The sequence below is a fragment of the Flavobacterium sp. JAS genome (assembly GCF_020991455.1).
Taxonomy (GTDB): domain Bacteria; phylum Bacteroidota; class Bacteroidia; order Flavobacteriales; family Flavobacteriaceae; genus Flavobacterium.
Genome location: NZ_JAJMOX010000017.1, coordinates 23,228 through 44,971 on the forward strand (window position 1 = coordinate 23,228; position 21,744 = coordinate 44,971).

A 21,744-nucleotide genomic window follows, 5' to 3' on the forward strand; every position below is an offset into this window, starting at 1 on the left:
CGATATTCATAAACAAAATTGATTGTTATTATATTTTAATAACTAAAAATTATTTAACGTTACATAAAGCTCAGAACAGCGATTTAAAGAATCTTAACTTATGTCCAACAAAGTAATAACAAAACCTTAACAGCTAAACATTCATATATGTTGGATCTTTGTAGTGTAATAAACTGGTTATTTATTATTTTGGTTTTGGTTAGTTAAATGATGCCGGCTTCTTCGAGATGCCGGCATTTTTTTTGCTCTTTTGTTTCAGGTTTTTTTTGTTTCAAGTTTCAAGTTTGTTGGATTGTGTATTTAACCGCAAAGTGCGCAAAGTTTTTTATATACTGTATGTTCAGAAAACGCAAAGTTCGCAAAGCTAAATCAACATAAAGCTTTGCGAACTTCGCATTTTTATAAAACCACACTCATAAAAAAACCTTGCGCACTTTGCGGTTAAATTATGTTCAAAGTAAAGCAACCTGAAACCTGAAACAAAGAAAACTTGAAACTAAAACTAAAACTAAAACTAACTTTTAAGTCGCTCTTGTAATATTTTAAAATATGGGAAAGCCTTTAATAGGCGGCTTCCGTGCCAGGAGAACATTTCGCCATCTACAAAGATGGTTTTGGCGTGATGTGTAAAACGTCCAATTTCGAAAGCATCTTCTTCTTTAAAAGGATAAGGTTCTGACGAAAGGAAAACCAAATCTGGATCGCCTTCTAAACGCATTTTTTTAAGATCTACTTCAGGATAACGGCCTTTATCGGCGTAGATATTCTGAAAATGATTCAGTTTTAATAACTCATTAATATAAGTATCATCGCCTGCAACCATATATGGATTTTTCCAAATGAAGTAAGCTGCTTTTTTAACTGAAATATCCTGAATGTATTTTTTGAAATCGCTTAAAGCGAAAGTCAGTTTGTCATTCCACTTTTGAGCTTCGGTTCGGCAATTGAAAAGCTGTCCGAAATCAGAAATCATCTGAAAATTATCTTCGATCGAAATGATGTTTGTTACCCAAACCAGACAAATGGTGCTTAACTGTTCGACAATCTCCGGAGTGTTTTCTTCTTTATTGCAGATAATAATATCTGGCTGTAGTAATTTTATTTTTTCGAAATGAATTTTCTTAGTTCCTCCAACAACTTTTTTAGTCGATTTAAAATGATATGGATGCACGCAAAACTTTGTGATTCCGATGATTTTTTCTTCTAAACCTAAATCATACAATAATTCAGTTTGCGAAGGCACTAAAGAGATTATGCGCTTTGGAGCACTCTCAAAAGAATGTAAAGTACCAAGCTGATCAATTAGTTGTTTCATTTGTTTTTTGTTTCAGGTTTTCTTTGTTTCAAGCTTCAAGTTTATTGGATTGTGTGGTTTTGTAAAAACACAAAGTTCGCAAAGCTTTATGTTGATTCTAACTTTGTGAACTTTGTGTTTTCTGAACATATTGTTACATAAAAAAAACTTTTTGTTACATAAAAAAAACTTTGCGCACTTTGCGGTTAAATTATGTTCAAAGTCAAGCAACTTGAAACTTTAAACCTGAAACTTAGAATTTATAATCTCTTCCATTTCTTTTTGAACCGTCAATGCTTCTTCTCTGGCTTTTTCGGCAAAATCAGTTCCTTTTGAGGCGTAGATTATCGCTCTCGCTGAGTTTACTAACAAACCAACTTTATCATTCATTCCGTATTTACATACTTCTGATAAACTTCCGCCTTGAGCGCCAATTCCGGGAACTAGTAAGAAACTGTCCGGAACAATTTTTCTGATATCTGCAAAATATTCGGCTTTTGTAGCGCCAACAACATACATTAAGTTATGGCTATTTTTCCATGTTTTAGAAGTTTCTAAAACTTGTTTGTATAATTCTTTTCCGTTTGTAATTAAGGTTTGAAAATCAAAAGCACCTTCGTTAGACGTCAATGCTAACATGATGGTATGTTTATTTTCGAAAGCCAAAAACGGCTCAACGGAATCTTTTCCCATATAGGGAGCAACAGTAACACTATCAAAACTCAAATCTTCAAAAAAAGCTTTTGCATACATGCTCGAAGTATTTCCGATATCACCACGTTTTGCATCTGCAATGGTAAATATTTCCGGAAAATTCTCATTGATATAATTGATTGTTTTTTGAAGTGAAATCCATCCTTTTATACCATAAGCTTCAAAAAAAGCAGTATTTGGTTTGTATCCCACTGCCAAATCGTGCGTTGCATCAATTATCGCTTTATTGAACTCGAAAATAGGATCTTCGGTTTCTAATAAATGTTGCGGAATTTTGGTTAGATCGGGATCCAATCCAACGCATAAAAAGGATTTTTTTAAAAGGATTTGTTCGTGTAGTTGTTGTGTTGTCATATTGTATTTTACTAGTGCGGCAAAATTACAAATAATATTATTGGATTTTTACCCCAAAGCATGCAAAGTTTTTTCATTAGAACTGTGTTACACAAAGTTCGCAAAGCTTTGCGTCCCGAGGCTTCGGGCAATGTCATTAAGTTAAGCTTTCTTTTAGCAAATTATGCTTAATCTTTTTCTTGCAATCCCGATAGCTATCGGGAGCAAAATTGCCAAGTTTTTTTGCCACAGATTAAAAAGATTTTGTTTCACGCAGATTATGCAGATTTTAGCAGATTTTTTTTAATTACAATCTGCTAAAATCTTTTTAAATCTGCGTGAAAGACTCTTGTTGAAGTTCACGGCGTATTTTAACTGCCAAAAATAAAATGGGGGTAAATTTGGTGATTTTTCTCCCGATAGCTATCGGGATTGCGAGAGATTTATTCTCATAGCTTTGTGGATTTTCTCTTAACTTAATGACATTGGGCTTCGGGATGTCATTTCATTAAACTGTGAAAAAAAACATTGCGTGCTTTGCTGTTGATTATTTTCTTTCAGGTTATATTTTATCTGTGTTATCAAGCTGTTCAGATATTAATTTTTCACTTCTACCTTCTAACTTTTTACAAATAACATTGAATTCATGTAACATCTTTGGCAAATTATATAAGAAAAAAGGAAACTCTCTTTTCTAACTTTGAGAATGAACCTTAAATCAGGAAATTATGAGTCTGCATATCGGAATAACACCAAAAAACTTAAAAAAGAGTACTGCCATATTAGCCACGATTTTATCTAATGAAATGACCTTATATGTAAAAACCAGAAAGTTTCACTGGAATATCTCCGGAAATAGCTTTATGGAATTACATAAATTGTTTGAAGATCAATACCGAGTTCTGGAAGCTAATATCGATGAAGTTGCAGAACGCATTAGTCAGCTTGGCGAGAAAGCGATTGGGACCATGAAAGAATTTATAGAAAATTCGACTCTAAAGGAATCTCCCAAAGAATATGCTTCGCAAAAACAAATGCTTGAGGAACTTCTTGAAAATCATGAACAATTGGTAACCGAGTTTAGAGCCTATATTCCAGTTTTTGAAAATGATAATAATGATATTGGTTCAGCAGATTTTGTGACAGGCTTATTGCAGGAACATGAAAAAATGGCCTGGGTTTTACGCCGCTATCAGGTTTGACAAAAACGAAATGTGAATTATGCAACACTTAACGAAATATATATAACGCAAAACAGGCTAAGATTTTGCAACTTTACAATACTAATAATTGCATAACGAAAAAGGTATAAATAGTACCTAAATAAAAAGAAACTGGGATGAGTTAAAAGGAAAATTGAAATGAAAATGCGTAACTCTGACAGATGATGATTTGGTGTTTGCTGAAGGAAAGGTAGACGAAACGTACGGAAGACTTCAGCAAAAGTTGGGAATAGCAAAAGAAGAATTTCATCAAATCCTATCAGATTTACAAATCCTTGACAACTCAAACAGGGAATACCGTCTAATAAAATATATTAGACGGTATTTTTTTGAGAATTTTACTTATTTTTTTAGTGTTTATGCAACTCTGGCAAGCATTATAAGCCATAACCACGAATAAATTAATTATCTTTAACCAAATTTCTTTAAAATGAAACTATTTATAAAGTTCGACATAAATACCATTTGCACTCTTTATTTAAAACACAACCTGGATCAACAAAATATAAGTTTTACAAGTCTGGGATTTGGTGAGATTGAAGTTGCCGACAATCTTGATGCGGATGCGCTTGAAACTTTAAAAAATAATTTAAGTCCTTGTGGTTTTGAAATTGTCGAAAATCAAAAAAGTGTATTGGTTCAAAAAATAAAAGATGCTATAATTGAGTTAGTATTTATGGATGACAGTAATAATTATAAAAGTTCTGTTTTTCTGGCCGAGAAACTCAATCATAGTTATGGTTATTTATCGAATGTTTTTTCGGAAGTAACCTACTCTTCTATTGAAAATTTTATCATTTTACAGAAAATCGAAAGAGCAAAACAATTAATTATTATCAATGAAATGAGTTTAACCGAAATTGCGTTTTTACTAAACTATTCGAGTGTTGCACATTTGAGTACGCAGTTTAAAAATACAACCGGAATAACGCCATCGGCCTTTCAGAGAATAATTAAAAAGCGCAGAGAGAATTTAAAATAAAAATCAAATACCACGCAAAATGCAAAAACACGCATTATATATTTTATTGGCTGACGACGATGAAGATGATCGCCTTTTTTTTAAAGATGCATTTGAAGAAATCAAAATACAAACTAACCTAAATTTTGTACACGACGGAATGCAGTTAATGGATCATTTGATGGATTCTGATAATAAGTTACCGGATATTTTGTTTTTGGATTTGAATATGCCTAAAAAAACAGGTAAAGAATGTTTAATTGAAATAAAAAAAACAGAACGTCTTAAAGATCTCATTATTGCAATTTATTCTACTTCAGCATCTGAAGAAGATATTGAAGACACCTTTGTTCAGGGAGCCAATATTTACATTAAAAAACCAAGTGATTTTAATGCGCTGAAAAAAATAATTAATGAAGTCGTGACTGTAAACTGGCACTATCATACCTCAGGGTTAAATCGTGATAATTTCCTGCTCCGACTAAAATAATAGAATACCAATGAAATGGATACCAAATTTTAATTCTTCAAACTCATTGAGAGTTATTTTTGTAATCGCAGTTTTCATTTTGTTATTTCTATCTTCCATTGCTTACAAACACAATCAGGATTTGAACGAATCCAGTAAGTTGGTAATGCATACATATGAAATAAACATACAACTGGAGCGATTAATGTCGGCGGTTAAGGATGCAGAGACGGGTCAGCGTGGCTATATTATTACACGCAATGCCCGCTTTTTAGCGCCTTATATTTATTCGCGCGAAAAAGTAAACACTTCATTTATTACCCTAAAAAAATTAACTGCAGATAACCCAAAGCAGCGGCAAAATCTTGAAAATCTATTCAAGCTGATTATTCAGCGTTTTGTTTCTTTTGAAAATTGCCTAAAATACAGCGATCCCAAAACTTATGACAAACGAAAACTAGACAATCATATGTTTGGCGGCCGAATCCTGATGGAAAACATTCGTTTTAAGGTTGATGAAATGAACGACATCGAAAAAAACTACCTGACCAAAAGATTAAAAATCTACGATGCAGAAATTTCTTTAAGTCCACTTTTTTCTATTTCATTGTTTCTGGTTGCATTATGTTTCATTTTACTGGCTTACAGACAAATTAGCCGTGATTTTGAACGTTTGAAAGTCGTCAATAAAAGAATTTTAATCTCAAACGGACTTATTGCCGAGTCTGAAGCCATTGGAAAATTCAGCACCTGGCAATGGGATCTGGATACTAATAAAATAGATTATTCAGACAATCAATTTCGTTTATTAGGTTATGAACCTAAAGCTTTTGTTCCTGTAAAAGAAACTTTTCTGGATTTTGTTCATCCTGATGATAAACAAACCGTTTCTAACTCTATGGAAGGAATTTTAAACAATAAACAATTGCCTTTTGTTTATTATAAAATTATACTTCCTAGTCATGAAATCAGATACTTTAAAACTACCGGAAAATTAGTAACCGATCAACAGGGAAGTAAAATTCTACTTGGAATTAATTTTGATATTACCGATGAACATTTGCTTAACATAGAACTTCAGGAACGAAACAAAGAGCTAGAAAAAAGCAATAAAGAGCTGGCTTCTTTCAACCATGTTGCAAGTCACGATTTGCAGGAACCACTTAGAAAAATCCAGACTTTTATCTCCAGAGTTTCAGATGCTGATAAAGCTATGGTATCGCAAAGCACCAGAGATTATCTTGCAAGAATTGAAATTTCGGCCAAAAGAATGCGTGTTTTAATTGATGATTTGCTTTTGTTTTCGAGAACCAATACAACCAAAAAAGAGTATATCAAAACCAACTTAAATGAATTGATCGAAAATGCCGAATCTGAATTAACTGAAATTATTGAGGATAAAAAAGCGGTTATTACAGTTTCAAAATTGCCAAAATTGGCTGTTATTCCGTATCAAATCGAGCAGCTTTTCATCAACCTGATTGGAAACTCTTTAAAATACAATCGGCCAAATGTTGCTCCTGAAATTACAATAGAAAGCGTAAAAGTACTCTCTGCCGATTATCCGGACTTATTAGAACAGGATGTGAAGAAATTTCATAAAATAACTTTTACAGATAACGGAATGGGGTTTGATTCTCAATTCAAAGAAACCATTTTTGTATTATTCCAACGTCTGCATTCGAAAACAGATTACCCCGGAACCGGGATTGGCCTTGCCATTTGTAAGAAAATCGTAGACAATCACAAAGGTCATATTATAGCCGACAGCATGCCTGACAAGGGTTCTGTTTTTACCGTTTTTCTTCCAGATTAAAACTTTTAAGCAACACATAATAAGCGTTATATAAATCCATTATGGGAATTATATAACGTTTCTTTTTTATGCTGTAAAGCAAAATCTTAGTTTCATTGCCATCTTTGTAATGTAATACTTTATGAAGTAATAATGAAAACAATTCCCCCCTTGAAAGCTACAATTTTTAGAGCTGTTTTTTTATTGATAATCGTAATCTGTGTGTCATCATGCAAGAAAAACACTCCAATAGAAACATCTCTAAAAAATGAAACTTTTACAAAAAATGAAAAAGAAGAAATCGAAGCCTTTTTTTTTATAGCAACGGCAAATGTGAGTAAATCTATTATTTCGAAAAGTCAAATTGCACAACAAAAAAGTTCAGATATCAACATACAGGAATTAAGTGAAAAAATTGAGTTTCAGCAAAGCAATTTACTTGAGGAAGTAAATAAAATGGCCAATAAAAAGCTAATTATTATTACCGAAATAAATCCAACGCACAAAAGAGATTTATATGATCTTATTGATGCAGCAGATATTGGTTTTAAAAAAGCATACTTGAACTCAATGGCTCAATCCTTAAACGAACAAATTAATTTGCTTGAATCGATATCTAAGGAAACCAATGATAAAACAATTTTAAAGTTAGTATTACAATATCTGCCTGGACAATACCAGCTCTTGCGTGAAACAGAGCAAATCAACAGAGAATATATCTAAACGCCGTACAATCAATATTGATTTATATTATAATTACAGATTAACAGTTATTGAAAAACAAAGAAATGTCTCAGAGACAGTTTACTTTTTCTGAGATTTAACTATCATATAATTACAATAATCCATTAAAATCAAATATTATGAAAACGAGTAACACCATTTTAGGAATTTTAGGAGCAGCTGCTGCAGGAGCATTTTTAGGGGTTTTATTTGCACCGGATAAAGGATCAAATACCCGAAAAAAAATCTCAGATAAGTCAAAAGATTACGGAGACAAAGTAAAAACCAAATTTGACGGAATTGTGAGCACAATTACTTCTAACGGCAAAGGAATTCTTGAAGAAGGAAAAGCAAAATTCAATGAGGTTAAAGAGGACTTCAACTCTATTAAAGATGAAGCAAAGACCGTAAAAACGAACTACTAAAAGTGACCATTTTAAACCATAAATACCCTCAATCATGGAATCAAATGCAACAACAAACGAGAACTTAAATCTTTACGATAAAGCCGAAAATTATACCAAAACGAGTTTAGAATTAATTAAACTAAAAACGGTATCGACATCGGCTGATGTTTTATCGACATTAACATCAAAGATCGTTGTTGGCGCTGTTGTTGCATTTTTTACCTTATTCCTTAATATCGGGATTAGTTTATGGCTTGGTGAAGTACTTGGAGCGTATTACTACGGTTTTTTTATCATGGCGCTATTCTATTTAATTGTTGCCATTGTGATGCACAAAACGCAGCACAAACTGATCAAAACCCCTATTGGAAATATGATTATTTCCAGTATTCTAAAAGAAACTAAAAAAGACATCAAAGCTGATTTAAATTAATTGATAAACCGTTGAGTGTAAATTAATAAAATTTCATTTAACACATAGAAACATAGATTTTTATGTGTAAAAAGAATGTAAAAAAGAAATATATTTCTTTCACATAGCCTAACTCTATGCCTTTAAATAAGTGAAACGCCTTTTTTGAAAGTACAAAATCTATGTTTCTATGTGTTAAAATTAATTTACCTCCAAATCATTAATTTATAAACCAAAAAAGACTGTTATGGAAACTGTTTACACTATCGATTCATTAAATCAGATGATTGAACAACTGGAAATCCGACAGGACGCCGAATGGTGCGCTATTAAAGACGAAATTGATGAAATCAAAGATAATTTAAAACCTCTGAATCTCATTAGAAACACAGTCGAGGAAATCAACGAAACTGTAGGTTTTAAAAGCAATCTGGCACAATCTGCTATTAGCATCGGGATTGGTTATCTCGCCAAAAGATTTGTGGTTGGAAAAAGCGATTCAACATTCAAAAACATCTTCGGATCACTATTGCAGCTTGTCGTAACCAATTTAGTTTCGAAACCACATGAGCCCTCAAAAGAGGAGCCATAACAACAAGAACATCAAAAGAGTAATTGTCTAACTAAAATTTAAATATTATGGAAAAGTTTAGCCAAATAGTATTAAAGAACAGTGTGTACATGTACTCTAATCTATATAAATGTTTTGAATTCACAAGAGTATTTCTAGGTATCTAACTCGCTTTATACGTTTCGTAAACAAACGGTTAAACAGTTAATATCCTTCATTATATATTTTAAGGTTCAAAGGTACAGAGGCTCAAAGGTACAAAGGTGCTGGGTTATCAGATTTTGAACTTTATAAAAAAAAGACTGTTTCACAAGTGAAACAGTCTTTTTTAATTTTAAGTAAGATCGCAGATTTAAACCTTTGCGCCTTTGTATCTTTGAACCTCTGTATCTTTTTCTTTAGAAAACCTCCGAAGCTTCCTTCAATTTCTCCATATTGTTAACCAATTGAAGCTCGGCAACAATTTTTTGGATATCACCATTCATGATGTTTCCTAGATCGTAAAGTGTCAAACCAACTCTGTGATCTGTTACACGACCCTGAGCGTAGTTGTACGTACGAATCTTAGCAGATCTGTCACCAGAACTAACCTGAGAAGTACGTTTTGTAGCATCTTCAGCTTCTTTCTTAGCCAATTCTTGTTCGTATAAACGAGAACGTAAAACGTTCAACGCCTTATCTTTATTTTTATGCTGTGATTTCTGATCCTGACATTGCGCCACTAATCCGGTTGGAATGTGCGTTAAACGTACAGCAGATTTCGTAGTATTTACAGATTGTCCTCCAGGTCCAGACGAACAGAAGAAATCAACACGAACATCATTCATATCAATTTGCACATCAAACTCCTCAGCTTCCGGTAAAACCATTACTGTAGCAGCCGATGTATGCACACGACCTTGAGTTTCTGTCTGAGGAACACGTTGTACACGGTGCACACCAGCTTCAAACTTCAAAGTTCCGTAAACATCTTCACCCGAAACCTCAAAAATAACCTCTTTGAAACCTCCCGAAGTTCCTTCGTTCATATCAACAACCGAAGTTCTCCAACCTTGGTTCTCACAATATTTAGTATACATTCTAAATAAATCTCCTGCAAAAATACTCGCTTCATCTCCACCCGTTCCGGCACGAATCTCGACCATTACGTTTTTAGCATCTTCAGGATCTTTAGGGATCAACATAAACTTGATTTCTTCCTCAAGTTCAGGCAATCTTTCTTTTGCTTCATCAAGTTGCATTTTGGCCATTTCGGTCATATCTGCATCACTTCCGTCAGCAATAATTTCGTTTGCCTCATCTATATTAGCCATCAAAAGCACATATTCATCACGCTTTTCAGCCAATGCTTTCAAGTTTTTGTACTCTTGATTCAATTGCACATAACGTTTCTGATCAGAAATAACATCCGGCTGGATAATTAAATCTGAAATCTCGTCAAAACGTTGTTTTACTATTTGAAGTCTATCTAACATTTTCTAATTCCTTTTATTGGAGTGCAAATTTACGAAATTTTTGTTTAAAATTCTATCATTAACTTTTTGTGTTTTTTAAGGCTGATTTTGAGCGGAATTTTGATAGTTTTTGGATCCCGATAATTATCAGAACAGCCTATTTGTTATATCTTTTTTGGAGCTGTTTCCTGCTATTCGCTACAATCTTTTGTTCCGCTAAAGCTTCACAAAAGGATTTCCACTTCTATCAGGGCTAGGGTATTGATTTTCAAAATTGAGTTTATGGTTTTCCGTAAAGTTATTGAATTAAAATAAGTTAAATTTGAGAAAAAATCAACCCAATTTACTGTTGGAATATAACAAATTAGTAATTTTCAAAGAAATGAAAAAAGCAAATATTTTAAATAGACTCAACGAAATAACAAAATCATATTCCTTTTTTTTTGTATTAGCTACTATTGTTATTCGAGATTTTAGTGGGCCAATTGATACATTGTTTTCTAAAAATAACAAAGATCATTTGAATCATAATGAGTTTTCATTTTTAATTGGCTTATGGATTAAAAACATAGATTTTAACAATAAAAATGAATTAAAAGAAGAAGAAATATTCCCGGAAACTTACGATTTAATGGAGAAGCTTCATTATACATTTTTTAATGATTTCAAATTTAACCCCGAATCAATTCCAGACTTTAAAGAACATTTTTCGAAAGCAAGAATATTGCAAGAAACAATGTTTTATGCTGGAACTGGAGCTTACGACAAACAATATAAAGAATTAGTAACTGAAAAATACAAATATGATGTTGAATGGCTACAAAATGAAAAAGGTTTTAATTTAAATTCCCTTCCACAGTTCTATGATAATATTAAAAATGTTCTTCAAGAAAAATTAAACAATAGAAGATTTAAAAAAAACCTTTCGCATCGTGAAATGGCAATTCAGGTATTTTGCCTTAATAAAGAAGAAATAGTAAAACAAAATAAGGATTTTGAGATTATCTTAAATCATTTTCAAATTGACTTAACTGAAGCAAACAACAAGCAATTTAATGATTTAGGTGATTTTAATTTATTCTCAGAAAAACCTATACTCAAAATTAAGGATAATTTATATTTTATTCCAAGCACTTTTGCTTTATCAGAATCAATGTATGAAAGCTTATATTATTGGATGCTGGCAGATAAAAAGTATTTAGATACTGCATTAAAAAATAGAGGGAATGTAGCGGAAGAAATTACAAAAAATATTCTAGAACCTGTTTTTGGTTCTAAAAACATTTATCAAAATATAATAATTAACAGAACAAAAAATGAGCAAGTTACTGATATAGATATGCTTGCAATATTAAATGACACGGCAATAATCTTTCAGATCAAATCAAAAAAATTGACTTCCCTTTCTAAAAAAGGGAACATGGATTCAATAAAAAATGATTTTAAAAAAGCCATACAAGATGCTTATGACCAAGCAATTTTAAGTAGAAAATGCTTAGAAAATTTCCAAAATTATAAGTTTCCTTTTCAAGATGACGATTTTAAAAATCGATTACCTAAAATTTAAAATTTTCTTATAGTTACAGTTGTATTAGATGATTATCCAGCAATAACACACCAAGTCCATGTTTTATTAGAAAATAATTCAGAAGAACTACCTGTCGCAATAAATATTTTTGATTTAGCATTAATTGCAAAATATCTCTCAAAACCCGAAAAATTTACTGATTATATTAGTAAAAGAACAAAATATAGTAACTATTTTAAGGCTACTAATGAAATGGGATTTTTAGGTTTTCATTTAGACCAAGGATTAAAGAAATATGATGGCGATCTTGTTTATCTAGATGAAAGTTGGGCAAAATCTATTGACAAAAAGTATTATAAAGAAGTTTACAAAGATAGAGAAGAAAAAACTCAATCAAAAAAAATTCAAAGAAATGATCCTTGTTATTGTAGTAGTGGTTTGAAATATAAAAAATGTCATGGCAAATTATAAATTCTACTTTAAAAACTTAATAATTAAGAATTTTAAGAATAAACATTAAAATAAATCAATGAAAATAGAAAGAAATGAAAAATGCATTTGTGGTAGTGGAAGAAAGAATAAAGTCTGTTGCAATTTAAAAGAAATAGAAGACGAAAGCATTACCGAAAAACTATATGAAATTTCTGAAAAAACACTATCCTATAATGAAGATTTATTAATTAAGTCAATTAATGAATTAGAGTCCTTCCTATCTTATTCTCATTTATCAAACGATAATAAAACACAGATAAGATTAAATCTTACTGGTGCTTACCAAAGAAGAGGGCTACATAACAAAGCTTTAAAACTAATTTCAGAAATTCAAGAAGAAAAAGGAAAACTAAAATCTGAATCTCATTTACATAACTATCTCATCCAATTAAAGGCCAAATCTCTTTCTGCAATTGAAGATTTTGAAGAAGCGACAATTGAATTAGATAAAGTAATTGAAAATCTTCTTTCTGCTAAGGACAATAAGGAAGGGGCGGGTTTCTTTTTAGTGGAAGCTAGTAAAATATATATAAATGGTGGAAAAATTGAAACAGCTCAAAAATGCTTGGACAAATCAATATTTATCCTAAAAGATGATGAAAAAGAAATTGAACATTTTGAACGAGCAAAGGCCAACAAAGCTATTCTAATGCTTCATAGTACGGTTGACAGTACAATAAATGAGGGTGTTAAATTACTTCAGGAAAACATCTACACAAAGAGTGAAATTGGAGATTTAGAAGGGCTTGGTACTAATTATTGCAACCTTGGATTACATTACTGGAGAAATGATGAATTCAAAAGCGCTATAGCATACCTTAGAAAAGATTTATGGATAACCCGGAAAATTGGAGATTTACATGGTGTCGCGATTAGCTTAAGAAATTTGACATCTTTATATATAATTCTTAAACAATACAAAAGAGCAAAAAAATTAGCCCGTGAATCTATTGAAATTGGCGAAAAAATTAATGACAAAGCTATTGTTGATCATGCGAAATTTCAATTTAACCAAGCAATTGAATATGCTAAACAAGCAGGAATTGCAAAAGAATCATTTGGTGAAAAATGTTTGTGTATTTGCAAAAGTGGTAAAAAATTCGACGACTGTTGTGGAGAAGCTGATCACGAACCAATTGATTTTCCTTTTCGCTTCGAAGGAATGTCAGAAGAAATTAAAGAACTAAATAATGAACAGACTTCCCGATTAGACTTCATTTTTAGAGATAGTGATATGGCAAAAACACGTTTGTCGTGGCAAAATATTGAAATTAAAAATGGATGGTATAAGTTATCGGAATTACCAGATATGGCAAATATGTACTTGCTATCTGCAAAAAACATACTAGAAAAAATAAATGAAAACGATGACAATTTTCACAATCCTCTTTCTTGTTTAATACTCTCCGTATCGGCACTAGAGGCCTATATTAATCAAGTAGCTTATTTTTTAGATGACATAAAAAATTATCCAGAATCAAACCTTCATAATATCCCAAATGAATTTAATAATGGAGTTCTTGATTTTCAGCGAAACACAGAATTAACACTCAAATGGACAATATTAGGCACATGCATTTGCGAAGAAAAATGGACCCCTAGTCAAGATACCTGGAATAACTTCAAGTCTTTAATTTCAATCAGAAATGAATTTATTCATTTCAAATCATCGGAATATGAACAGATTATTCCTTCTCCTAAAACCGCACATCCGATATTAAAAAAATTACCCAAAGAAGTAGAAACCAGAAAAGTATTTCATTCATGGCCAATGAGAATATTGACTCCCAGCTTAGCCGAATGGTCAATTAAGACCGCAGATGAAATGATAGAGTATTTCAAAAAACAATACAAAGAAAAAAGAATTAAAAGTGCATAATTCTCCGATAGCACGAACGTGCCTCTTGTGAACATAAGCCATGTCAATAAAATACTCTACAGGCACAACCGAGACGCTCGCGCTAGCCAAAAAAATAAACAATAAATTTTAAAGCTACACAAACTTGTCTTTGCGTAGCTTTTTTTATAAAGTACAGACCAGATAAAAGTCTTCTCAATATTTACAAGTCGGCTAAAAAGAAGCATATCAAATCAATTGATAATGAAATAATTAATCAAACATCAGAAAAGGCAAAACTCTTTTTCAAGTAAAACTACTCGCTCAGAATTGAATTGATCTATTTAACTTTACATTGATCGTAGCAAATGGCTTGAACAACTAAAACTTAAATAATGATGGAGGATACAGAAGAATCTTTAGATAATATTCCAAAATCTCAATCGGAAGATTATTTTCAACCAGAAAATATAACAACTAACCCTGATCAAGAAAGCGAAAATATGGAAGTTCATCATCACACCCACCCTGCCCACGGAAAGAAAAAATGGAACGATTATTTCTGGGAGTTTTTAATGCTTTTTCTAGCGGTTTTCTGCGGTTTTTTAGCAGAGTATTATTTAGAACATCGAATTGAAGCTGACAGAGAAGAAGTGTATATTAACTCTCTGATTGAAGACCTGCAAAAGGATAGCACAAATTTGGCTTTCGTTATAAAAGAATTTCAATCTGTAGATAAAAGCTTTGATACCATTTTAAAAATGTATCCCAAGATTTCGACGGGCTACAATGAAACACTACATAGAAATCTTTGGGATGTTAGCTCTTATTATCCCGATTTTGTTTATTCTGACAGAACAATGCAACAACTGAAAAACTCTGGTGCGATGCGACTTATACAAAATAAAAAAGTAGCTGACGGAATTCTAAATTATGATTCAGAAGTAAGAGATCTTACTAATATTGATGTACCATTTGTAATCGTTGAGCTTGAAAATTCGAAACAAATAAGGCGTGAGTTGTTTGACCGGCAAGATTTAGAAATAGACTGGAAAACCAAATCAATAGCAGAAATGGAAAACGGAACTAAAAATTATCTTTTAACAGAAGATAAGGCATTACTGGGGCAATATAACAATACTCTCAGAGACCTTAAACATCAATACAAAATGATAATGAAAAAAGAAATGGCATTAAACAACGATGCAAATAAACTAATTGCATTAATAAAAACAGAATACCATATTAAATAGGTATCAATTCAATTATTTAAAATTTAATTTAAAATCATACTTATGACTGAAAATCTAAAAACAACATTAATAGCTGGTTTTTTTACTTTGGTTGGAGCAATTGGAGGAACTTTTATATCTGGTTTATCACAAATAGAACTTGCAGAAAGAAAATTTAATTCAGACTTAATAATGAAAGCCTTAGAGTCAAATTCTCCCGAAGAAAGACTAGCATCTTTAAATTTACTTCTTGAAACAAATCTTCTAAAAGATAATGAAATAAAAGAAGGAGTTGCAAACTATACAAAAGCACATAAAAATAAACCTTTTTCAATTCCTCAAATCAAAAATTCAAATCAATTTGAAACTCCTACAATTCCAAATTCCCGAATTTATCTTCTTTGCGGAAGTGAATCTAAGAAAAGTCTTTTGTCCCAGTATAAACAAGAATTAGAATCTGCAGGATTTCAAATTTTAGGATCAAAATTAATTAATGATCCAGGAAGACCTATATCTGAAGAGGTTAGATATTTTAATAGCGCTGATACAAAACAGGCAGAAAAAATTGCAGAAGTTCTAAAATTCAAATTATCTCTTCCAGAACTTAAAGCAAAACTATATTCAGATCAATCAGCAAAACCTGGATATATTGAAATTTGGTTTGGAAAGTAATGGCTGACAAACGGAAACGACAAAGGCAAATCTGAATATATAGAAATCGAATAAAGAACATATACCAAGCGAGACGATAAATTTTCATCAATAAAAATAACAAAATAATGAGAAAAACCATAACAAAACAACATACAGTAAATCAGTATCTTATAAATTAATTTATATATTTGATAAGTTCCAAAAATCTATTTTTTTGATTATTTTTTCTAACACTACTACTAATGAAAGAACTTATTAAAATTGGCCGTCTTTTTTATGGTATCGGCATCATTGCTTTAGGAATTCATCAACTTGTTATCAAAAATTTTCGTTCAGAAATTTTATCTCCATTTCCTGCCTGGGCTCATAACAATATTATCTTGCCCATTCTTACCGGAATAGCTTTAATATTTGCCGGAATTATCATTTCGGGAGTATTTAAAATTAAATTTATTGACACAAAAAAAGTATGTCTTTATTTAGGTTTTTGTTTTCTTGCTGCTGTCATCACTTCTCACTTACCTTATATTATAATGCTTAGCGCAGATAAAACTCCAGATTTTCAAGTTTGGATAAATGCCATCGAAGAATTAACCTATAGCGGTGGTGCATTTGTACTGGCAGGATCATTTACAGAGAATAGCTCTGCAAGAGACGAAAAGAATTTCACCTCATTATTAGAAAAACTTATTCCGTCTGGACGAATTTTTTATTCAATTCTTATAATACTATTTGGATTGAGTCATTTTCTTTTTGCTAACTTTCTCTCTACAATGGTTCCAAAATGGTTACCAGCGCCAATGTTTTGGACTTATTTTTTTGGTGTTGCCCTTGTCATTTCCGGCATATCAATTATTTCCAAAATAGTAATAAAACCAATTGCGCTTCTTTTAGCATTTACGCTTTTATTGTTTTTTCTATTCTTTCATATTCCTGATGCCATTGCAAATCCATCAGCAGGCGGCGGAAATGAAATTGTACGTGCATTTGTTGCGTTGCTTTTCTGTGGTATTGCATTAGTAATCGCATTAACAAATGATCGTAAAACACAACTTTAGCTGAAATAATATAGAATGTTATTTTACGGAAATTAAGCAACAGCACATTCAATCTTTTTTTGTTCGATCATCTGCATATCAATTATTTTTTGAGCAACAGTTCCTCTTTCAAATAATCGAATGAATTTAAAAACGGCACTAACAAAATAGCCCGGGTTCGAAACTAATCGGGCAATTTCTGTTATTCTTTCATCTCTTTGCTGTATGCAGGTTTCTCTTTGATTTTCTGGAACTGCCACAAATTCATTGGCAAATTTCCAGGCTCCGTCTCTGGCGGTTTCCATGCTAAAATCAATAAAAAAGTTGTCTATTTTACCCGTTAGTTTTAGTATCCTCGTGAGCGTTGGCCAAATCTTGATTAAGCATTTCTCAACATCTGCTACCAGATTGCTAAGAATGGTGTTTATTTGGTCAAAATCAGATTTTAAGCTCGCAATATCCTCTACAGTGCTCACTTGGGCTGAGGCTATTCCTAAATCAAGATTCACATGCGCATTAATTCCGAGTAGTAAATGCTGCACAACTATTGGCCAGAATTTTTCGGCTTGTTCAAAAGCGAATCCCCAACATTCTGATGGTTTTTCTTTGGCTTTATATTGGTAATAAGCTTTCAGATATCGATTGGCAAAAATAACATCCAGTTTTTCCATTCGTTCTCCATTTTGAAAAGAACCATCCTGAATGCCTTCTTTTACTTTTACCGTAACTTCACGATATAGTGCCGCAAACAATCCCAGAGCACTTTGTTCTACTTTTGATTTTTCTATTATTTCATCCAAAAACTGAATTACTTCGTCTATAGTAGTTGCTTGTTTCATACTCATTTATAATTGGTTATGGATAAAATTAAGAAGAACGAATATAATTATTTTAATTTTTTAAAATGCACTTTTTGAAGCAATTATCTTGTTATTATTTTATTTTAAGATCAAAGACTGATTAGCATAAAAATTGTCGTCTTCTGCTTCAAAAAAAAAAACCTTTCTGAAAAAATTATAAATTTGATAAAGGCTTACTTCTTTTATCAAATCGTTATAAAATTTAACAAATATTTACACATTATCTTACGGCTTTCCGTAAGGTTTATGAATTAAAACTCAGTAAGTTTGAACCTGTTTAAGGCACTTCTGTCAATCTTAAAACCATTTTAAATCAATTTTAAAGAATTAATAACCTAACCCATGAAATTAATACTTGCCGTTTTACTTTTTATTTTAAACCTGACATTATCTGCACAATCGAACAATTTTGCCGGTGATTATACTCGTTCACTTAGCGAAGACACAAAAAATACAACTGAATATAAATTGACCTTAAACCAAGACGGAACATTCCTATTTCATTACTACACAAAGATACAAGGCGGAATTCCTCCCGAAATAAACAAATACGGAAAAGGAAAATGGAGTGCAAAAAACAATATGATTACTTTTTCTTCAAATAAAAAAGAAGACATTGACGAAAAATATACTTTAGATTTTAATAATTCTACTGCGAGATTTGTGACCAAAAACCCAAGAGACAAAACAGATCAGATCGTTAAAACAAGGCTTACGTTTCTGGAGTCTGGAATTCGCTGGATGCAAAAGATTGATATTTTTAAGATATAAATAACCAATTATCATCTCGTTATGAAAATAACCCAGATAATTTCAGTTTAAAAAAACAACCACAAAGTACTTTGTAATTAAAAGTAAATTTATACTTTTGAGTATTCAAATAGGTTATTTAATCTTAAATTATACTCAAATGGGAACAAAAACATTTAGAGTTGTGACTTCCATATCAATGGTACTAGCAGTTACAGCAGCAATTCTCAGTATTATTGGTGTTCCAATCACTGGTTTTTATCCAGCGATTATTGTGTTTGTGTTAGTAGCTTTAATTGCAATTGCTTCTAAGTTTTATGCTGTAAAAATTAGTAACAGGTCGAGTGATTTTCAGAGAAATTATTACACAATTAGCACCATTATCAATTTGCTGATAATTCTGGTCGTATTATGGATGACATTTGTGATCGTGCATGATCGTGTTCTTCATGACTGTTGCTAATTTTAATGGGAAGGTAAATTATATACAAACCTTAAAAAAACTTTGCAACTCTGCGACTTCGCGAGATTAAACAAAACATTCTTCAGAAAAAAACTTCGAGTCATAACGTCTTAGTGGCAAAAAATTTCGATACCAAATTCTAAATCCTTAATTTCGCCTTTAAATAACGAAGGAGAAAAATGAAGGTCTGTATTGCCGAAAAACCAAGTGTAGCACGAGAAATCGCATCCGTTTTGGGAGCCAATACCAAGCACGATGGATATTATGAAGGCAACGGATACGCCGTGACCTATACTTTTGGGCATTTATGTACCTTAAAAGAACCTAACGATTACAAACCACACTGGAAAAGCTGGGATTTGAACAATTTACCCATGCTTCCTGAAAAATTCGAAACCAAAGTCGTTGAAAATTCAGGAATTCAGAAGCAATTTAAAATCGTAAAAAGTCTGTTCGACAAAGCCGAAGTGGTTATAAACTGCGGGGATGCCGGGCAAGAAGGAGAACTTATTCAGCGTTGGGTGATGAACGAAGCGCATTACAAAGGCGAAGTTCAGCGTTTATGGATTTCGTCCCTAACGACAGAAGCCATAAAAGAAGGTTTTGAAAACTTAAAACCGTCTGCCAACTACGACAATTTATTCTACGCCGGATTTTCAAGAGCCATTGGCGACTGGTTATTAGGTATGAATGCCACACGTTTGTACACTGTAAAACATGGCGGTTACAAACAAGTATTGTCTATCGGTCGTGTGCAAACACCAACATTGGCAATGGTGGTTGATCGTTGGAAAGAAATCGAAAACTTTAAACCTCAGCCCTATTGGGAATTACAGACTCTGTACAGAGAAACACTTTTTAGTTATGAAGAAGGTCGTTTTCTAAAAAAGGAAGATGGAGAACTTTTGTCGAATAAAGTCAAAGAAAGTGAATTTGAAATTGTTTCGGTCGAAAAAAAGAACGGAAACGAGTTTGCTCCTAAACTATTTGATTTAACAGGTTTACAAGTATATTGCAATACAAAGTTTGGATTTTCGGCAGATGAAACGCTTAAAATTGTACAAACCTTGTACGAGCAAAAAGTTGTTACCTATCCCAGAGTTGATACAACGTTTTTACCAAACGATATTTACCCGAAAGTCCCAGGGATTTTGCAAAAATTAACGCATTATGCCGAATTAACACAACCTCTTTTAGGTAAAAAAATAAAAAAATCCCCCAAGGTTTTTAACGATAAAAAAGTAACGGATCACCACGCTATTATTCCAACCGGAATAGAAGCCAATTTGCAGTACAATCAACAGCAAGTTTACGACATTATTACCAGACGTTTTATTGCCGTATTTTATGATGATTGTTTGGTTGCCAATACTACAGTAATTGGAAAAGCTGCCGAAGTGCACTTTAAAACCACCGGAAAAGAGATCTTAAAAAAGGGATTCCGTGTTGTTTTTGAAGACCCGAATGCCAAAGAAAAAGAAGCCGATATATTACCAAGTTTTGTTGTGGGAGAAAAAGGTCCGCATGAACCCTCTTTTTTAGAAAAAGAAACAAAACCACCCAATCAGTTTACAGAAGCGACTTTACTTCGTGCGATGGAAACCGCAGGAAAACAAGTAGACGATGAAGATTTGCGCGAATTGATGAAAGAAAACGGTATTGGACGTCCGTCAACACGTGCGAATATTATTGAAACACTTTTTAAGCGTCAATACATTGTTCGAAATAAAAAACAGGTTTTACCAACACCAACGGGGATTCAATTGATTGATACAATTCAAAACGAATTAATCAAATCAGCCGAACTTACAGGTTCTTGGGAAAAACAATTGAAAGATATTGAAAAAGGTACTTTTACCGCAGGAGCCTTTATCAAAAATATGAAGCGGATGGTCGAGGCTTTGGTTACCGAAGTACGAAGTGAAACCAGACACGCTAATATTTCGCATGCCACTGCCACTCAAAAAGAAATTGTAAAAGTAGAGAAAAAGAAAGCTGCCGGAATCTTGGCAGAAACCTGTCCGAAATGTCAAAAAGCAACTCTTATAAAAGGGAAATCGGCTTATGGCTGTGGTAATTACAAATCAGGTTGTGATTTTGTATTGCCTTATACTTTTGCAGAGAAAAAAATAACGGAGAGTCAGTATTTAAGATTGGTTCAAAAAGGATCGACAGTCAATATAAAAGGCTTTAAAATCGAGGACAGAACCGTTGAGGGCTTGATTCGCTTTGAAGAAAATTACAAACTCAAATTAGAACCAAAGAAAGCAACTCCAAAAGTAAAATCAGATGCAGCTTCGGATGCACTAACATGTCCGAAATGTAAAAAAGGCACCATCATGAAAGGAAAAACTGCTTATGGCTGTGGCGATTATAAATTAGGCTGTGATTTCAAAGTCACTTTTGACGATGTGAGAGCCAAATTAAAAGATCAAAAACCGACTAAAGAACTGGTTTATTCCATTCTACAAGAAAGCGTATAGATTTTTTTTACCACTCCCGATAGCTATCGGGATTCACTAATTAGCGCGAATT

At 32.3% G+C, this 21,744-nt stretch carries 21 protein-coding genes; 17 read left to right on the plus strand and 4 right to left on the minus strand.

The genetic code is table 11. The features are described 5' to 3' along the window. Positions 1-514: 514 nt before the first annotated feature. The gene (locus LPB88_RS21825) at positions 515-1,315 is read right to left on the minus strand and encodes an ABC transporter substrate-binding protein (protein ID WP_230717779.1); all 801 of its coding nucleotides are present in this window, start codon (positions 1,313-1,315) and stop codon (positions 515-517) included. A gap of 219 nt (positions 1,316-1,534) precedes the next feature. Then, complete coding sequence (pyrF, locus tag LPB88_RS21830) at positions 1,535-2,362, minus strand: orotidine-5'-phosphate decarboxylase (RefSeq protein WP_230717780.1); 828 nt, start codon at positions 2,360-2,362, stop codon at positions 1,535-1,537. Positions 2,363-3,069: 707 nt separating this feature from the next. On the opposite strand from pyrF, the gene LPB88_RS21835 reads away from it, so the two are divergent. The 8 genes from LPB88_RS21835 (at position 3,070) to LPB88_RS21870 (ending at position 8,923) form a co-directional block, all read left to right on the plus strand. Beyond that, on the plus strand, positions 3,070-3,543 hold the full coding sequence (locus tag LPB88_RS21835; protein ID WP_230717781.1) for a Dps family protein: 474 nt from the start codon (positions 3,070-3,072) through the stop codon (positions 3,541-3,543). Positions 3,544-3,994: 451 nt separating this feature from the next. Continuing rightward, entirely contained in the window at positions 3,995-4,546 is a 552-nt protein-coding gene (locus LPB88_RS21840) for an AraC family transcriptional regulator (RefSeq protein ID WP_230717782.1), read from the plus strand. 19 nt (positions 4,547-4,565) lie between these two features. Next, positions 4,566-5,015, plus strand: a complete 450-nt coding sequence (locus LPB88_RS21845; protein WP_230717783.1) for a response regulator — start codon at positions 4,566-4,568, stop codon at positions 5,013-5,015. A gap of 10 nt (positions 5,016-5,025) precedes the next feature. Next, complete coding sequence (locus LPB88_RS21850; RefSeq protein ID WP_230717784.1) at positions 5,026-6,810, plus strand: CHASE3 domain-containing protein; 1,785 nt, start codon at positions 5,026-5,028, stop codon at positions 6,808-6,810. Between the two features lie 132 nt (positions 6,811-6,942). Further along, positions 6,943-7,512 (plus strand): DUF4142 domain-containing protein, encoded by a 570-nt coding sequence (locus LPB88_RS21855; RefSeq protein WP_230717785.1) that lies wholly within the window; start codon positions 6,943-6,945, stop codon positions 7,510-7,512. 140 nt (positions 7,513-7,652) lie between these two features. Further along, positions 7,653-7,937, plus strand: a complete 285-nt coding sequence (locus tag LPB88_RS21860) for a YtxH domain-containing protein (protein WP_230717786.1) — start codon at positions 7,653-7,655, stop codon at positions 7,935-7,937. A gap of 34 nt (positions 7,938-7,971) precedes the next feature. After that, a complete protein-coding gene (locus tag LPB88_RS21865; protein ID WP_230717787.1) occupies positions 7,972-8,352 on the plus strand; it encodes a hypothetical protein in 381 nt (126 codons plus the stop codon). Positions 8,353-8,578: 226 nt separating this feature from the next. Beyond that, a complete protein-coding gene (locus LPB88_RS21870; RefSeq protein WP_230717788.1) occupies positions 8,579-8,923 on the plus strand; it encodes a hypothetical protein in 345 nt (114 codons plus the stop codon). A gap of 377 nt (positions 8,924-9,300) precedes the next feature. Here the strand turns inward: LPB88_RS21870 and prfA are convergent, their stop codons facing one another. Then, positions 9,301-10,377 carry a peptide chain release factor 1 gene (prfA, locus tag LPB88_RS21875; RefSeq protein ID WP_026981929.1) on the minus strand — a complete coding sequence of 359 codons (1,077 nt, stop codon included), beginning with the start codon at positions 10,375-10,377 and terminating at the stop codon, positions 9,301-9,303. 301 nt (positions 10,378-10,678) lie between these two features. Here prfA and LPB88_RS21880 point away from each other — a divergent pair, with 301 nt between their 5' ends. The 6 genes from LPB88_RS21880 (at position 10,679) to LPB88_RS21905 (ending at position 17,157) form a co-directional block, all read left to right on the plus strand. Continuing rightward, complete coding sequence (locus LPB88_RS21880; protein WP_230717789.1) at positions 10,679-11,923, plus strand: NERD domain-containing protein; 1,245 nt, start codon at positions 10,679-10,681, stop codon at positions 11,921-11,923. Positions 11,924-12,136: 213 nt separating this feature from the next. Continuing rightward, positions 12,137-12,355 (plus strand): SEC-C metal-binding domain-containing protein, encoded by a 219-nt coding sequence (locus LPB88_RS21885; protein ID WP_230717790.1) that lies wholly within the window; start codon positions 12,137-12,139, stop codon positions 12,353-12,355. Between the two features lie 58 nt (positions 12,356-12,413). Continuing rightward, a complete protein-coding gene (locus LPB88_RS21890) occupies positions 12,414-14,255 on the plus strand; it encodes a tetratricopeptide repeat protein (protein WP_230717791.1) in 1,842 nt (613 codons plus the stop codon). A gap of 353 nt (positions 14,256-14,608) precedes the next feature. Continuing rightward, the gene (locus LPB88_RS21895) at positions 14,609-15,466 is read left to right on the plus strand and encodes a hypothetical protein (protein WP_230717792.1); all 858 of its coding nucleotides are present in this window, start codon (positions 14,609-14,611) and stop codon (positions 15,464-15,466) included. Positions 15,467-15,508: 42 nt separating this feature from the next. Then, positions 15,509-16,117, plus strand: a complete 609-nt coding sequence (locus tag LPB88_RS21900; RefSeq protein ID WP_230717793.1) for a hypothetical protein — start codon at positions 15,509-15,511, stop codon at positions 16,115-16,117. Between the two features lie 224 nt (positions 16,118-16,341). Continuing rightward, on the plus strand, positions 16,342-17,157 hold the full coding sequence (locus LPB88_RS21905) for a hypothetical protein (RefSeq protein ID WP_230717794.1): 816 nt from the start codon (positions 16,342-16,344) through the stop codon (positions 17,155-17,157). Between the two features lie 32 nt (positions 17,158-17,189). Here the strand turns inward: LPB88_RS21905 and LPB88_RS21910 are convergent, their stop codons facing one another. Next, positions 17,190-17,981 carry a DUF5995 family protein gene (locus tag LPB88_RS21910; protein WP_230717795.1) on the minus strand — a complete coding sequence of 264 codons (792 nt, stop codon included), beginning with the start codon at positions 17,979-17,981 and terminating at the stop codon, positions 17,190-17,192. Between the two features lie 357 nt (positions 17,982-18,338). On the opposite strand from LPB88_RS21910, the gene LPB88_RS21915 reads away from it, so the two are divergent. The 3 genes from LPB88_RS21915 (at position 18,339) to LPB88_RS21925 (ending at position 21,692) form a co-directional block, all read left to right on the plus strand. Then, positions 18,339-18,767 (plus strand): hypothetical protein, encoded by a 429-nt coding sequence (locus LPB88_RS21915; protein ID WP_230717796.1) that lies wholly within the window; start codon positions 18,339-18,341, stop codon positions 18,765-18,767. A gap of 97 nt (positions 18,768-18,864) precedes the next feature. After that, positions 18,865-19,209, plus strand: coding sequence for a hypothetical protein (locus LPB88_RS21920; protein ID WP_230717797.1), 345 nt, complete (start codon positions 18,865-18,867; stop codon positions 19,207-19,209). A 179-nt stretch (positions 19,210-19,388) separates the two neighbouring features. After that, on the plus strand, positions 19,389-21,692 hold the full coding sequence (locus LPB88_RS21925) for a type IA DNA topoisomerase (protein ID WP_230717798.1): 2,304 nt from the start codon (positions 19,389-19,391) through the stop codon (positions 21,690-21,692). Positions 21,693-21,744: the final 52 nt, after the last annotated feature.

Bases quoted from the DNA above. Each gene is read 5' to 3' on its own strand.
- LPB88_RS21890 (WP_230717791.1), top strand. From the start codon at position 12,414: ATGAAAATAGAAAGAAATGAAAAATGCATTTGTGGTAGTGGAAGAAAG.
- LPB88_RS21905 (WP_230717794.1), top strand. From the start codon at position 16,342: ATGAAAGAACTTATTAAAATTGGCCGTCTTTTTTATGGTATCGGCATC.
- LPB88_RS21910 (WP_230717795.1), bottom strand. From the start codon at position 17,981: ATGAGTATGAAACAAGCAACTACTATAGACGAAGTAATTCAGTTTTTG.
- pyrF (WP_230717780.1), bottom strand. From the start codon at position 2,362: ATGACAACACAACAACTACACGAACAAATCCTTTTAAAAAAATCCTTT.
- LPB88_RS21850 (WP_230717784.1), top strand. From the start codon at position 5,026: ATGAAATGGATACCAAATTTTAATTCTTCAAACTCATTGAGAGTTATT.
- LPB88_RS21845 (WP_230717783.1), top strand. From the start codon at position 4,566: ATGCAAAAACACGCATTATATATTTTATTGGCTGACGACGATGAAGAT.
- LPB88_RS21840 (WP_230717782.1), top strand. From the start codon at position 3,995: ATGAAACTATTTATAAAGTTCGACATAAATACCATTTGCACTCTTTAT.
- LPB88_RS21860 (WP_230717786.1), top strand. From the start codon at position 7,653: ATGAAAACGAGTAACACCATTTTAGGAATTTTAGGAGCAGCTGCTGCA.
- LPB88_RS21855 (WP_230717785.1), top strand. From the start codon at position 6,943: ATGAAAACAATTCCCCCCTTGAAAGCTACAATTTTTAGAGCTGTTTTT.
- LPB88_RS21925 (WP_230717798.1), top strand. From the start codon at position 19,389: ATGAAGGTCTGTATTGCCGAAAAACCAAGTGTAGCACGAGAAATCGCA.
- LPB88_RS21895 (WP_230717792.1), top strand. From the start codon at position 14,609: ATGATGGAGGATACAGAAGAATCTTTAGATAATATTCCAAAATCTCAA.
- LPB88_RS21915 (WP_230717796.1), top strand. From the start codon at position 18,339: ATGAAATTAATACTTGCCGTTTTACTTTTTATTTTAAACCTGACATTA.
- LPB88_RS21885 (WP_230717790.1), top strand. From the start codon at position 12,137: ATGGGATTTTTAGGTTTTCATTTAGACCAAGGATTAAAGAAATATGAT.
- LPB88_RS21900 (WP_230717793.1), top strand. From the start codon at position 15,509: ATGACTGAAAATCTAAAAACAACATTAATAGCTGGTTTTTTTACTTTG.
- LPB88_RS21825 (WP_230717779.1), bottom strand. From the start codon at position 1,315: ATGAAACAACTAATTGATCAGCTTGGTACTTTACATTCTTTTGAGAGT.
- prfA (WP_026981929.1), bottom strand. From the start codon at position 10,377: ATGTTAGATAGACTTCAAATAGTAAAACAACGTTTTGACGAGATTTCA.
- LPB88_RS21865 (WP_230717787.1), top strand. From the start codon at position 7,972: ATGGAATCAAATGCAACAACAAACGAGAACTTAAATCTTTACGATAAA.
- LPB88_RS21835 (WP_230717781.1), top strand. From the start codon at position 3,070: ATGAGTCTGCATATCGGAATAACACCAAAAAACTTAAAAAAGAGTACT.
- LPB88_RS21870 (WP_230717788.1), top strand. From the start codon at position 8,579: ATGGAAACTGTTTACACTATCGATTCATTAAATCAGATGATTGAACAA.